The sequence below is a fragment of the Marinicella meishanensis genome, assembly GCF_019931145.1.
GTDB lineage: Bacteria > Pseudomonadota > Gammaproteobacteria > Xanthomonadales > Marinicellaceae > Marinicella > Marinicella meishanensis.
Window position 1 is genome coordinate 424,596 of record NZ_JAIOUV010000004.1, and the last position, 13,091, is coordinate 437,686.

General features: G+C 53.4%; 12 protein-coding genes. 9 read left to right on the plus strand and 3 right to left on the minus strand.

What is annotated here, in order from left to right:
* Nucleotides 1-252: 252 nt before the first annotated feature.
* Together K7G70_RS09250 and K7G70_RS09255 are read right to left on the minus strand one after the other, a co-directional pair.
* On the minus strand, nucleotides 253-426 hold the full coding sequence (locus tag K7G70_RS09250; protein WP_223788342.1) for a hypothetical protein: 174 nt from the start codon (nucleotides 424-426) through the stop codon (nucleotides 253-255).
* Nucleotides 427-564: 138 nt separating this feature from the next.
* Entirely contained in the window at nucleotides 565-750 is a 186-nt protein-coding gene (locus K7G70_RS09255; protein WP_223788343.1) for a hypothetical protein, read from the minus strand.
* Between the two features lie 252 nt (nucleotides 751-1,002).
* Between K7G70_RS09255 and K7G70_RS09260 the strand changes: the two genes are divergently transcribed.
* Genes K7G70_RS09260 through K7G70_RS09285 form a run of 6 tightly spaced genes read left to right on the plus strand, consistent with a single transcriptional unit; the run spans nucleotide 1,003 to nucleotide 8,940 of the window.
* The gene (locus tag K7G70_RS09260) at nucleotides 1,003-1,902 is read left to right on the plus strand and encodes a recombination-associated protein RdgC (RefSeq protein WP_223788344.1); all 900 of its coding nucleotides are present in this window, start codon (nucleotides 1,003-1,005) and stop codon (nucleotides 1,900-1,902) included.
* Nucleotide 1,903: 1 nt separating this feature from the next.
* Nucleotides 1,904-2,545: an HD domain-containing protein gene (locus tag K7G70_RS09265; protein WP_223788345.1), complete on the plus strand. Its 642-nt coding sequence runs from the start codon at nucleotides 1,904-1,906 to the stop codon at nucleotides 2,543-2,545.
* 3 nt (nucleotides 2,546-2,548) lie between these two features.
* Nucleotides 2,549-4,528, plus strand: coding sequence for a transglycosylase SLT domain-containing protein (locus K7G70_RS09270; protein ID WP_223788346.1), 1,980 nt, complete (start codon nucleotides 2,549-2,551; stop codon nucleotides 4,526-4,528).
* A complete protein-coding gene (locus K7G70_RS09275) occupies nucleotides 4,525-5,760 on the plus strand; it encodes a multifunctional CCA addition/repair protein (protein WP_223788347.1) in 1,236 nt (411 codons plus the stop codon). Before K7G70_RS09270 ends, K7G70_RS09275 begins: the two co-directional genes overlap by 4 nt.
* 7 nt (nucleotides 5,761-5,767) lie before the next feature.
* On the plus strand, nucleotides 5,768-8,305 hold the full coding sequence (locus K7G70_RS09280) for a M14 family metallopeptidase (RefSeq protein WP_223788348.1): 2,538 nt from the start codon (nucleotides 5,768-5,770) through the stop codon (nucleotides 8,303-8,305).
* Complete coding sequence (locus K7G70_RS09285) at nucleotides 8,302-8,940, plus strand: sulfotransferase family 2 domain-containing protein (protein ID WP_223788349.1); 639 nt, start codon at nucleotides 8,302-8,304, stop codon at nucleotides 8,938-8,940. Before K7G70_RS09280 ends, K7G70_RS09285 begins: the two co-directional genes overlap by 4 nt.
* 411 nt (nucleotides 8,941-9,351) lie before the next feature.
* Here K7G70_RS09285 and ggt read toward each other — a convergent pair whose 3' ends face one another.
* Nucleotides 9,352-11,046, minus strand: coding sequence for a gamma-glutamyltransferase (ggt, locus tag K7G70_RS09290; protein ID WP_223788350.1), 1,695 nt, complete (start codon nucleotides 11,044-11,046; stop codon nucleotides 9,352-9,354).
* A 65-nt stretch (nucleotides 11,047-11,111) separates the two neighbouring features.
* Between ggt and K7G70_RS09295 the strand changes: the two genes are divergently transcribed.
* Genes K7G70_RS09295 through K7G70_RS09305 form a run of 3 tightly spaced genes read left to right on the plus strand, consistent with a single transcriptional unit; the run spans nucleotide 11,112 to nucleotide 13,021 of the window.
* Nucleotides 11,112-11,669: a hypothetical protein gene (locus K7G70_RS09295; RefSeq protein ID WP_223788351.1), complete on the plus strand. Its 558-nt coding sequence runs from the start codon at nucleotides 11,112-11,114 to the stop codon at nucleotides 11,667-11,669.
* Entirely contained in the window at nucleotides 11,662-12,252 is a 591-nt protein-coding gene (locus K7G70_RS09300) for a hypothetical protein (protein ID WP_223788352.1), read from the plus strand. Before K7G70_RS09295 ends, K7G70_RS09300 begins: the two co-directional genes overlap by 8 nt.
* Nucleotides 12,236-13,021, plus strand: coding sequence for a helix-turn-helix domain-containing protein (locus tag K7G70_RS09305; RefSeq protein ID WP_223788353.1), 786 nt, complete (start codon nucleotides 12,236-12,238; stop codon nucleotides 13,019-13,021). Before K7G70_RS09300 ends, K7G70_RS09305 begins: the two co-directional genes overlap by 17 nt.
* The last annotated feature ends 70 nt before the right edge of the window (nucleotides 13,022-13,091 follow it).

The window sequence follows — 13,091 nt, forward strand, 5'->3', positions numbered from 1 at the left end:
GGCGACTGCTGGATCGTATTTTTCATCCATCAAGGCTTCAGTCGTGATGTGTGGTCACTCCACATGAACGAGTGAATAAAGCTGAAGGGTGGAAAATACGACCCAGTCCCACGGGTTCAGACTGCAATGGCCACACCCTGTGTTACTCACCGCTCGATTGGAATGACCAAACCACGTGATTCGCGCCTTGATTGTGACCATTGGAGCCTGAACAGCAGTCGTTCAGTTGGTGTCAATAGGCCCCTGGTCAACTTATTTTTTTCGGCGGTCTGATTTTTGTCGACGATCAGACCGATCGCTGTCGGCCCGCTCTTCAGTGCGGCGATCAGACACCGCACTGCGGCGGTCTCGGCGTCTGCGTTCTATCGGTTCGTACCTGATTTTTTTGCCGGTATCTGAACCTGAAGTGGCGTTGCTCTCAAACATGTTAAAGGCCCCGTTTGTTACTGAAATACCTGTGTGGTACTGGTCATTTGAGTTTCTCACACCCAATAAAAATACCACACCACGGATGAAATTTCAGTAAATACCCGCATAAATAAACCGAACTGGGGTCGTCAGGGACTACTTGGTGTTGGTGTCGTTCCAAGTGTTGTTGGCTTTGCGGCGGTCCTCGCCGCTGCGACGGTCATCTTTATCCGGTTCCCAGCGGACCGTACTGCGTCTGGGGTTTTCGTTGTTGCGGCGTTGTTTTTTGCGCTTGTCCACCCGTTTCACTTCTTTTTTCTTTTTCTTAAAAAAACCAAACATCGTCATCACCTAATCAAAACAACCTGGTCCATTGATGGCTTCATGAAACCGGGTCCCGGAATATCATTTGGGTCAAACTGGGTGGCACCACTCAGCTTAACCCCCACATGATTACGGTATCACAAATGGTGCCTGGCTGCAGTAAAAAATTGAACAATCCGACCCGCAACTGGGGTGGCACTGAGGGCTGCAATAAGTGTGTGAATTGACGCCTGATTGGTTAAAATAACGGCTTTCAATTCAGGATGATCTATGTGGTTTAAAAATGCGCGCCTGTTTCAACTCAATGAAACCTTGACCCTGGACGCGGAACAACTGTCTGCCGCCCTCAAAAACGATGCTTTGAAAGCCTGTGCCCCGATGGAAGCCGTGTCCAAAGGCTGGGTGTCGCCGTTTGGTTCTGACAGTGAATTGTTTGTGCTGAAAAGTGGCCATGCCATGCTGTTTGCCTTGGGGGTGGAAGAAAAGGTGCTGCCCGCGGCGGTGGTCAACCACCAGCTGAACCAACAGCTGGAATCGATCAAAGCCGAATCGGGACAAAAACCCGGCCGCAAGCAACAAACCGACATGAAACAACAGCTGATGCTGGAAATGCTGCCCCAAGCATTTGTCAAGCCCAAAACCATCATGGCCTATCTGGACCTGAAGCTGGACTTGTTGGTGGTTGATTGTGCCAGTCAGAATGCCGCCGAAGACCTGGTCTCGCAATTGCGCCAAACCCTGGGCTCATTCAAAGCTTCGGCTTTCGGCCCCTCCTCCGCGGTGGCCCAAGTGCTGACCCAATGGGTGATCAAGGCCCAAGGCGATGCGGGCTTTCAGCCAGACAATGAAATCGTGTTGGAAACCTTGGACGACAGCAAAGGGGTGGTGCGTGGCCGCAACATCGCACACCTGGAAGACCAAATGAAACAGCACATCGACAATGGCTATTTGGTGACCCAACTGGGCTTGTTGTTCAACGACCGCATCGAATTGGTGTTGGGCCACGACCTGGGCCTGAAAAAGATCAAGTTCACCGACGTGGTGTTGGACCAATTGGATGATGAATCCATTGAATCTGAATGGCAATTACTGGACAGCCGTTTCACCTTGTTCAGTTTGGAACTCCGGGCCATGTTCAAAGCCTTGTTTGACGTGTTCTCCAGTCACTGACATGGATGCCAGCAGCCAACAACAATGGACCGATCGATTGGCCGAACACGTCGGCCACATCGAAGCGGCGGACCCAGGCCATGATTTCAATCACATCAAACGGGTGGTGAAGTCGGCCTTGCAGTTTGCCCAAGCCGAAGGGGCCAATCTGTGGGTGGTGCTGCCGGCGGCCTGGTTGCATGATTGTGTGCCGGTGGCGAAGAATTCGCCACTTCGGTCCCAAGCCTCACAACTGGCGGCCGATGCGGCGGTGGACCTGCTGCAACAATGGCACTATCCCAAGGAACACCTGGCAGCCATCCACCACGCCATTTGTGCCCACAGCTATTCGGCCAACATCCCGTGCCAAAGCTTGGAAGCCCAAGTGGTGCAAGACGCCGACCGCATGGATGCATTGGGGGCCATTGGCATCGCCCGCACCTTGATGGTGGGCACCGGTTTTGGCCACCCTTTAACGTTTCATGAAGATCCGTTTTGTTACCATAGGGAAGCCAACGATCAAGCCGCGATCATTGATCACTTTTACACCAAGTTGTTGAAGCTGAAAGATTCATTCAATACCGCCGCAGCGCGATCGGAGGCCACTGAACGCCACCAATTCATGCAGCAGTTTTTACAACAGTTGGAAGGAGAAATGACTTGAACCATGGGCCGTGACAGCCACCACAAAAGACACCGCTTGTTGATCACAGCAGCTTTGCTTGCCTGGTGCCTGGCTGGCTGGGCACAAACCGACCAACAGCGGCAATTGTTTCGGCAACTGTATGCCCTGGCACTGAATGGCGATGCCAGCCAGGTGGCCCAACGGCGGGCACCGCTGGACAACTACCCCATCACCCATTATTTGGATTATGCGCTGATCCGCCACGACATGCACAACTTGCCGGAACAAGCGGTGGCCGATTTTGCCCAACAACACCCGGACAGCCCCTTGAACAAACAGCTCAAGGAATACCTGCTGGACCACTTGGGCCAACAACAACAGTGGGCCAAATACCTGCAGTATCACAACGGTTTTGACCGCGGCAAACGACAGTGCTGGTATCTGCGTGCCCGCATCCAACAACAGCAACTCAAGGGCCTGGCACCTTTGGTAGAGACCATGTGGATGTCCGGACTGTCCGCTCCGGATGCCTGTGATTTTGCCTTCAAATGGTGGCAAGCCGAAGGCCATTTGACCGATCAAAAACGTTTGAAACGGATCCAGTTGGCCTTTGAAAGCAACAACATGTCATTGGTCAATCACCTGCGCACCCAGCTGCGCAGTCAACCGGTTTGGGTCAAACAAGCCATGGATCTGCTGCAAGACCCCATTGCCGCCCTGGGTCAAGCCAGCAGCTGGCCACCGAACCCCGAATTGCCTTGGTTGCTGCACAAAACCGGCATGCGTGCTGCGAAAAAAATGCCGGCCCAACTACACCCCATTTGGCCACAAATCAAAGCGGCGCACAAATTGCCACAGGCGCACATCGATCAAGTTGAACGGCAAATGGCCTTGTTTGCGGCCACCGATTACGAACCCTTTTCCATCGATGCCATGAAACGCTTACCGGCGGGCATGAAAGACGACCAAATTCATGCCTGGATTGTGCGTTACTACCTGTACCATGAACAATGGGCCGATGTCTTGGATGCCTTGAAAAAAATGAGCCTGAGACAGCTGTCTCAGGACCGTTGGCAGTATTGGACGGCCCGGGCCTTGGCCAAATTGGGCCAGCCAGATGAAGCCAAAAAGATCTTCACCAACCTCAGCCGAGAGTCCAATTACTATGGTTTTTTGGCGGCCGACCATTTGCGTCAGCCCTACCATTTGTGCCACCAGCCAGTCAGTTCATCGTTGGCGGCCTTCAACCCGCCGCTGGCCATTGTGCGGGCCATCGAGTTGCACCATGCGGGCTTGCTGTATAAAGCCCGTCGGGAATGGAACACCGCTTACAAGGGCCTCAACAAAGACCAAAAAATTGCCTTGGCCGAGCGGGTGTTACAAGAACACTGGTATGCCAAGTCAATTGCCATCATGGCCGATTTGGGTCACTGGGAGAATTACCACTCCCGCTATCCGGTGGCCCACGAGCAAATCATTCGCCAGGAAACCAGCAACGACCCCTTGCCCCAATGGGTGATGGCGATCATCAAACAAGAAAGTGCCTGGACCAAAGACGCCGTGTCCCATGCCAATGCCCATGGCCTGATGCAATTGTTGCCTTCCACCGCCCGCTCAGTGGCCAGCCAATTGGGTCTGACGGTCAACCAAAGCCGCGATTTACACCAAGCGCCGTTGAACATCAAATTGGGGGTGCAATACCAAAAGAACCTGTTCAAACAATTTGATCACCCGATCTTGGTGGCGGCAGCTTACAACGCCGGTGAACGCAAGTCGCTGGACTGGAGCCAGGATTTCCCGCAATCACCAGACCTGTGGCTGGAAACCATCCCCTACCGGGAAACCCGTGATTACATCACCCGCATCCTGTCCAACGTCACCATCTATGATTGGTTGATCAACCAAACACCGCGCCGCATTACCAGTTGGATGCCCACCTTGCCGATCAACCAGAGTCCGAGTCGGGCCTGGCCCAACAAGACCACCCCACAACAAACCACCCAAGCGGTTTGCTTGCCATGAGCCAAGCCAAGCCACAAATTTACCTGGTCGGTGGCGCAGTGCGTGACCAATTGTTGGGCTTGCCAGTGAAAGACCGTGATTATGTGGTGGTGGGCAGCGACCCAAAAACCATGTTGGACCAGGGCTTTTTGCCAGTGGGCAAAGATTTTCCGGTGTTTTTACACCCCGACAGCAAAGACGAATATGCCCTGGCCCGCACCGAACGCAAGTCCGGCACCGGCTACCATGGGTTCACCTTCAACACCGATCCAGGGGTCACTTTGGAAGACGACTTGTTGCGCCGTGATTTGACCATCAACGCCATCGCCATGGACCAAGACGGTCAACTGATCGATCCCCACGGTGGCCAACAAGACTTGAACAACCGTGTGCTCAAACACGTCTCGCCAGCTTTCGCCGAAGACCCGGTCCGGGTGTTGCGGGTGGCGCGATTCATGAGCCGCTACCAGCACCTGGGATTCACCGTCCACCCCGAAACCATGGCCTTGATGCGGCAGTTGGTGGCCGCTGGCGAAGTGGCCAATCTGGTGGCTGAGCGGGTGTGGCAAGAAGTCAAAAGCAGCCTCAACCAAAGCACCCCTTCGGCGTTCTTCCTGACCTTACAAGATTGTGGTGCCTTGGCTGTTTTGCTGCCTGAAATCAGTGACTTTTTTGGCATCCCACAAACCGCCATGTGGCACCCTGAAGTGGACACCGGTTTGCATGCCATGCTGGCCATTGATCAAGCCCAAGGGCTGGACAATGACGTGGCCTATGCCGTGATGGTGCACGACTTGGGCAAAGGCATCACCCCGCCTGACATTCTGCCCAGTCACCGGGGGCATGAAACCGCCGGGGTGCCATTGGTCAAGGCCGTCAGCCAACGACTCAAGGTGCCCAACCACTACAAAAAACTGGCTTTGTTGGTTTGCCAATGGCACTTACACGCCCACACCATATTGGAATTGCGGGCCAGCACCATTGAAAAGCTCTTCAGCCGCCTGAATGCCTACCGCCAACCCAAACTTCTCAACAAATTCATCGCCGCCTGTCAGGCCGATGCCACCGGTCGTTGGGGTGCAGCGTTTCAGTCTTATCCACAAGCCGACGCCATCCAACACTTGTTCAATGCCGCCCGCCACATCGACAAACAACCCTTGTTTGAACAAGGCTATACCGGCAAAGAACTCGGTGAGCAGATTAGACAATTGCGCATCGCTGCCATACAATCTGTACGTCCTCATTTGACTTGACCACACAATGAACTACAAATACCTGGGCCTGTTCTTACTCCTGGCCACTGGTCTGGCCGCCGCCAAACCGTTGGAATTTTACCTGCCAGAAGGTGAGATGTTTGATGCCACCATCCCCTCACCACCGGCGGTGTTGGGCCAACAGCTGGGCGACCGCCATTTGCGCCACGATCAAATCATCAGCTATTTGAGTGTGTTGGCCGCTTCCCGACCTGAGGCGCGCTTGATCGATTATGGCTTGACCAATGAAGGCCGGCGGCTGGTGTTGTTGGCCATCAGTGCGGCCGACAACATCCAAAACTTGGATGCCGTGAAAAGTGATCCAAACATCCTGAAATTGTGGGCGGGTTTCAGTGTCCACGGCAATGAATCCAGCGGCGCCAATGCGTCGGTGTTGTTTGCCTGGTACCTGCTGGCCACCAACAACCCAACGATCAAAAACGGCCTGCAAGACACCGTGGTGCTGATCGACCCGGTGATCAATCCCGATGGTTTGTCACGCTTCACCACCTACGTCAACAACCAACGGTCCTTGTCCACCGTGAGTGACCCCAATGACCTGTCTCATGTCGAAGTGTGGCCCAGTGGCCGCACCAATCATTATTGGTTCGATTTGAACCGGGATTGGTTGCTGTTGACCCAAACCGAGTCCAAGTCTCGCATTGATCAATTCCATGAATGGCAGCCTCATGTGTTGACCGACCACCACGAAATGGGCTCGGCGGCCAGTTTCTTCTTCCAGCCAGGCGTGCCCAGTCGCAAAAATCCCTTGATCACCGAGCAAAATGTGGCATTAACCAGCCAATTGGCCCAATTTCACGCCGACGCCTTGGACCAGGCCGGCCAGTTTTACTACAGCAAAGAAAGCTTTGATGATTTTTATCCGGGCAAAGGGTCCACCTATCCCGATTTGCAAGGCAGCATTGGCATCCTGTTTGAACAAGCCCGGGCCATGGGCGGGGTGATCGATACCCACAATGGCCAGCGCTCCCTGGCGGTTGGCATCCACAACCAGTTCTTGACTGCTGTTTCGACCTTCAAAGGGGCCCAACAACACAAACAGGCGTTGTTGGCATACAAAAGAAACTTTTTCGACCAGGCCAAGCAACAGGCCGCCAAATTGTCCACCAAGGGCTATGTGGTCGAAGCACCCAATGGCCATCACGGTACCCAAAAGGTGCATTGGTTTTTGAACAAGCACCGCATTGAGCATCGGTTCTTGAGCAGCAACAAAGACATCGAAGGACACGTCTACCGCCAAGATTCGGCCATCTACATCCCTTTGAATCAAGATCAAACCACATTGGTGCAATCGCTGTTCAACACCGACACCTCGTTCCAAGACAACACCTTTTATGACGTTTCGGCCTGGCACTTGGGCATGGCCTGGGGACTGCATTGGTCAGCAGTCAAATCGGCCCCTGCAACGCATGACGACATCCCCGCATTCAAGCCCAACAACGCCTACCAAAACCAAGCCATTGCCTACGCATTTGACTGGCACAGTGGCAACGCCCCAGCGGCCTTGCGCTACCTCGCCGAACAACACGAATCGGTGTTCATCAGCGGCAAAGACATGACCATCAATGGTCGGCAACTGCCAGCAGGCAGTTTTGTGTTGCCGGTGCCCAAAGACACCAACCAGGATGAGCTGTTTGCCACTTTGAGCACCATCACCGATGCCTTTGGCGTGCAGTGGTACCCATTGACCACCTCGTTGGCGGAGGCAGGCATTGACTTGGGTTCACCCAATGTGCGGCTGTTGCCATCACCCAAAGTGATGATGTTGGTGGGACAAGGCATCGACGCCTACCAAGCGGGCAGTTTGTGGCACCTGTTTGATACCCAAGTCTATTTACCCTTGACCAAGGTGCGCTTGTCACATTTGCCCACGGTCAAACTCAGTGACTACACCCACATCATCATGCCTGATGGCAATTACGCCAAGCACCTGTCTGATGAACAAGCCCAAGCCCTGGCTGCCTGGGTCAAGCAAGGCGGCCACTTGGTGGCTTTACAACGGGGTGCTGTGTGGGTGGAAAAACACCTGCAAGCCGATTCAGAGGAAACGGCCAAAGACAAAAAAACCGGCGAACAATCAAGCGAGCAATCAGCCGAACCCAAAACACCACAGCGTTTGAGCTATGCCGATTACGACCAACAAGCCGCCGAAAAAATCCTCGGCGGCGCCATCGTTTCGGCCCAAGCCGACTTGAGCCATCCCCTGGCTTTTGGTACCCACCTGGCCACCCAGCACGTGTTGATGAAAGGTTCGTCGCTGCTGCAAGCCATTGATCCAGCGAGTGAAGCCTACTTCCATGTGCCCTTACAAGTGACCGAAACGGTGCGGGCGGCTGGCTATGTGTCTGACCATTGGCAGGAAAAACTGCAAAACAGACCCTTGGTGGTGGCCGAACGGTCTGGCCAGGGTACTTTGATCAAGTTTGGCTTCAACCCCAATTTCCGGGCTTTTTGGTATGGCACCCAACGCTGGATCATCAATGCCATCTTTCATGCCGAGTTGATCAAAAAAACCCAGCAATGAACGCCCTCCGACAGCTCAAAACCCAATTGAAAAGTAAACGGCGTTGGGTGAAGCGCAAGCTGCACACCTTCCCTTTGTGGTATGAAGAACCCGATTACATCTTCATTCACATCAACAAAACCGGTGGCAGCAGTGTGGAAAAGGCCTTGGGCCTGCCGTTTGAACACCTCACGGCCTTGGAAAAGAAAGCCGAGGTCGGGGCAAACAAATGGCAAAGCAAATTCACTTTTTCGTTTGTGCGCAACCCGTTTGACAAGGTCTGCTCGCACTACCGCTATCGGGTCAGGACCAACCAAACACAAATGCAAACATCACCGATTTCTTTCAACGAATGGGTCCGGCGCAGCTACGGTGATCGCGATCCCCAGTATTATGACAAGCCCAAAATGTTCATGCCGCAAGTCGAGTGGTTGGCAGATGCCCAAGGCCATTTACTGGTCGATCAGGTGTATCGGTTTGAACAATTGGCCGCCGATTTTTCGGATTTGGCGCGGCGTTTTGACTTGAACGTGCGTTTACCCCACTTGAAAGCATCCAAAAAAGTCAGTTATCGAGATTACTTTGATGACACATCCAAAAGCATCATCAGCGACCGCTTTGCCGGTGATTTGGCGACTTTTGACTACCATTTCTGAGCTTCAATGGCCGGTGACAGACAGGCAAAAAAAATCCCAAGCCAAGGCGGTTTGGGATTAAGAGGTATAAACCGAATGTTTGAGAAATCGGTTCTAGGGCACATTTGCTAAGTAAAACAATAACATACAGAATGCTTTTGATGCAAGCTATAAAGTAAATTATTTCACTATTTTTTTAATAAACACCCGTAAAACATTGATATATATAGACATTTATTTTTTGAGGTTTTAGGCCAAAATTCAGCTGTTTGGGCAGATTGCCGGGGCAAAATGAGCCCAGATCAATGTGATTTTCACAGCGGCATAATGCACAGACGCCCAATTGGCAACTCTGGCAGACAGCTGTCAAGTTTGGTTGACACCAGGGCTTGATTGGGCCTTAATAACAGGCCCTGATCTTCAGCCTTGGAATCAATAACCCGCGGCGTGCCCGTCTTTGCGGGATTCTGAAGCACCCCAGTACACCCCATTTTCAGCCCTCATGATGGCTTGGTAGCCACCATAGGGTCCATGGGCAAACTGGATCTTGTGGCCCTTCTTCATCAAGGCCTGGATGGTGCTGTAGGGAAAGCCTGTTTCCAGATTCAACACCCCACCGTCGGTCATCACCTCATCGGTGGGCTCAGAAGAACCGGTGTGGTGAATCCTGGGGGCATCACCAGCGGCTTGCACATCCATGCCAAAATCAATCATGTTGATCACAATCTGGGCATGACCTTGTGGTTGCATCGCCCCGCCCATCAAACCAAAACTCATCCACGGCTGGCCGTCTTTGGTGATGAAGGCCGGAATGATGGTGTGAAAGGGGCGCTTTCCGCCAGCAAACACATTGAAGTGACCTGCTTGCAAGGAAAACATCTCGCCGCGGTCCTGAAAAATGAACCCCAGTCCTGGGGGCGCCATGCCTGAACCCATGCCGCGGTAATTGCTTTGGATCAAGGACACCATGTTGCCCTCACTGTCGGCGGTGGTCAGGTAGATGGTGTCACCGTGGTCCAAAGCCGGATTTCCAGCGGGGTAATGTCGGCCTGCTTGGTTGGGGTCGATCAAGGCCGCCCGCTGTTTGGCATAGGGTTTTGAGATCAATTCAGCCACAGGGATTTGATTGAAGGCCGGATCGGCATAGTATTTCGCGCGGTCTTCAAACACCACCTTTTTGGCCTCGGTGAACAAGTGCACATATTCTGCCGAAACATGGCTCATTTGACTCAGGTCGTGCTGTTCCATGATGTTGAGAATTTGCAAAGCGGCGATGCCTTGGCCATTGGGTGGCAGTTCCCACACATCGTAACCCCGGTAATTGGTGCTGACCGGTTCCACCCATTCTCCGCGGTGGCTGGCCAAATCTTCATAACTCAAAAAACCACCGTTGGCCTGCATGTAATCGGCCATGGTGCGGGCCATGTCACCGGTGTAAAACGCATCCCGGCCGCCGGACGCGACCGCTTTGAGGGTGTTGGCCAAATTCGGGTTGCGCCAGATTTCGCCTTCTTTGGGGGCCCGACCATCGGTGGTGAATTGTTCACTGAAGCCCGGAAACTCGCTGAGCCGGGGCACCGATCGGTCCCAGTAATAAGCAATCAATTGACTCACCGGAAAACCTTTCTCGGCGTAGTCGATGGTGGGTTGCAGCACCTGTTTCATGGGCAGTTGACCAAAGCGTTCATGCAACATAAACCAAGCATCCACCGTACCGGGCACCGACACCGGCAAGGGTCCATGGGATGGGATCTTGTCATAGCCGTTGTCCAAAAACCATTGCAACGACAATGACTGGGGCGAGCGGCCTGAGCCGTTTAAGCCATACAGTTTTTGGCTTTTGGCATCCCACACAATGGCAAACAAATCACCACCGATGCCGTTGCCAGTGGGTTCCACCAAGCCCAACATGGCGTTGGCCGCGATGGCGGCATCAATGGCGTTGCCACCTTGGCGCATGACATCCAGCGCCACTTGGGTGGCCAATGGTTGGGAAGTGGCGGCCATGGCTTCGGAAGCCAACACCGGAGAACGGGTGGCAAATCCCAAGCCCGTGACGCGATCAGCAGCCATCGTCACAGGTAAAAAAAAAGTCAGCAGGCATATTTTTAGGGTCAATTTGATCATGGGGATAACTTTTGTGTTGCTCGTTCGTAATGATTATAATCTAATTTTTTAAAGCAGGGCGTGAAATGGCAGACTTGGACTACAGCAAAAATGGCCTGATGCAATTCCTCAAAGAAGCCGCTGTCACCGGCATCATGAACCCAGGTGTGGCCCGCAGTCGCAAAACCGCCGCCCAAAAACTGTTGGATCACCTCAATGCCGAAGAACGCATCAACCTGCGCCAGCTGGACGTCGATGAACTGTGCTCCAGAATCCACAAAATGGAAGATTCGTCGATTCGCGAAGAGGCCATGAACCTGTACAATGCGCGCTTAAAAGCGGCGATGGATGACTATTTCAACTACCTGAAAAACCCCGAAGCATTCACCTCCACCGGCAGCAACCTGGCCCCGGCCAAACCGGTACAAAAGCGCGACCTGGAAGAACAAAAAGCCCTCGAGTCGATCGCCTTGCACCATGCCGGAACCCAAGATGACATCATCCCCATTCCTTTGCGTGAAGGCTTGATTGTGTACCTGCAAGGCTTGCCGTTGAACCTCAGTGCCGCCGAAGCGGACAAAATCGTCAACGTGGTCAAAGCCTATGTGCAACAGACCGATGGGGGTGGAGCCAGCCATGAATAAATACCTGATGTATGCCCCCATGGCGGTGTTTGGCTTGACCGCCTTGTTCCTGTTTCGTTTCTTTTTCCATGACAACACCCCTGGCGCGTTCAGAGACAACATCGTGCCGGAATTGATCGGCTTTTGTTTGGAGGGTTTTTTCTGGATCGGGCTGTTGTCCTATTTTCAAAAATCCCGCGAAATGCAACGCAAAAGTGAGCTGTGGTTGTCGTTGCGCGGTTCCTTGCGCAGCTTCTTGTCCTATTTGGACATCGGCTTTTTGGACCAGCACGCCGAGCCCATGCCATCGGTGGCGCTGGAAAAAGACCCCAAAATCATTCAGCGCTTCATCGACCAGGTGGAAAGCCAGCAATTGGACCTGGAGAGCATGGTGTTTTTGAAAAAAACCTGCATCCACTCATTGGCATTGGTGCGCGACTTGGTGCCGGTGGCGGCGCAGTTGAGCGCCAACCACATGCGTTGGTGGATTGCCATCACCGACTCGATGCGCCAATTGGCCGATGCCAACGACCGGGTCAACATTGAAAAAAGCACTTTGTTGTTGTTGAAAAACATCCAGGAATTCGATGCCTTGGAATACTGATCTGGTGGCCATGAGTCTGGTTTCATTTCATCAATTTGATCAATATGACGGCCTCAAGGCTTTGGACACCGAAGCCTACAGCAACCGCTTTGCCCCCCACTACCACAACAGCTTACAAGTCACATGGAACCGATGTGGCACTTTCGTCAACCACATCAATGGCCAAACCCAACATGCCGGCCCCAACACCCTGGCGATTTCTCACCCCAAAGAGGTTCACCAAACCGTCTGCGAGGTGCCAGGTGGTCATGCTTTTTTCACCTTATACCTGCCACCGCCGTTGTTGGGCAGGCCGACAAACGCCGATCAATGGCGCTTCAACCATGTGATTGAGGACCCTGAGTTGGTCTGTTTAATGGCGGCCATCCAGGCTGCGGTGCAACAGGACCAAGCGCCCAGTGAGCGTTTGTTGCGGCGTTTGTTGCGGCGGCTGAAACGACACCAAACCAACGGCCAATGCCAACCATTGGATGGTGCCTTGAATGAGTTTGCACAACAACGCTACTTGGCGCCCTTCGACCTGTCGGCCTGGTCCCAGGAATTGGGCATGAGCCCCTACCAATTGATCCGTGCTTTCAAACACAGCACCGGCATGACGCCGAACCAATGGGTCATTCACCACCGCATCAAGTACAGCCTGGACCACTTGTCTGCTGGCGCATCGATCACCGACAGCGCCCTGGCTGCCGGCTTTTATGACGCCGCGCATTACCACCGCCATTTCAAAAAAATCATGGGCGTAACCCCAGCCACATTTCAACAATCCTGACCGAACCGGTCTGCAATATCGTACAAGACGGGGGCTTGGACAATGGCTACAATGGGCGCCTGTCAAAACC

Coding starts and splice junctions, on each gene's coding strand:
- K7G70_RS09260 (WP_223788344.1), top strand. CDS start 1,003: ATGTGGTTTAAAAATGCGCGCCTGTTTCAACTCAATGAAACCTTGACC.
- K7G70_RS09270 (WP_223788346.1), top strand. CDS start 2,549: ATGGGCCGTGACAGCCACCACAAAAGACACCGCTTGTTGATCACAGCA.
- K7G70_RS09285 (WP_223788349.1), top strand. CDS start 8,302: ATGAACGCCCTCCGACAGCTCAAAACCCAATTGAAAAGTAAACGGCGT.
- K7G70_RS09265 (WP_223788345.1), top strand. CDS start 1,904: ATGGATGCCAGCAGCCAACAACAATGGACCGATCGATTGGCCGAACAC.
- ggt (WP_223788350.1), bottom strand. CDS start 11,046: ATGATCAAATTGACCCTAAAAATATGCCTGCTGACTTTTTTTTTACCT.
- K7G70_RS09305 (WP_223788353.1), top strand. CDS start 12,236: ATGCCTTGGAATACTGATCTGGTGGCCATGAGTCTGGTTTCATTTCAT.
- K7G70_RS09295 (WP_223788351.1), top strand. CDS start 11,112: ATGGCAGACTTGGACTACAGCAAAAATGGCCTGATGCAATTCCTCAAA.
- K7G70_RS09275 (WP_223788347.1), top strand. CDS start 4,525: ATGAGCCAAGCCAAGCCACAAATTTACCTGGTCGGTGGCGCAGTGCGT.
- K7G70_RS09250 (WP_223788342.1), bottom strand. CDS start 426: ATGTTTGAGAGCAACGCCACTTCAGGTTCAGATACCGGCAAAAAAATC.
- K7G70_RS09300 (WP_223788352.1), top strand. CDS start 11,662: ATGAATAAATACCTGATGTATGCCCCCATGGCGGTGTTTGGCTTGACC.
- K7G70_RS09255 (WP_223788343.1), bottom strand. CDS start 750: ATGTTTGGTTTTTTTAAGAAAAAGAAAAAAGAAGTGAAACGGGTGGAC.
- K7G70_RS09280 (WP_223788348.1), top strand. CDS start 5,768: ATGAACTACAAATACCTGGGCCTGTTCTTACTCCTGGCCACTGGTCTG.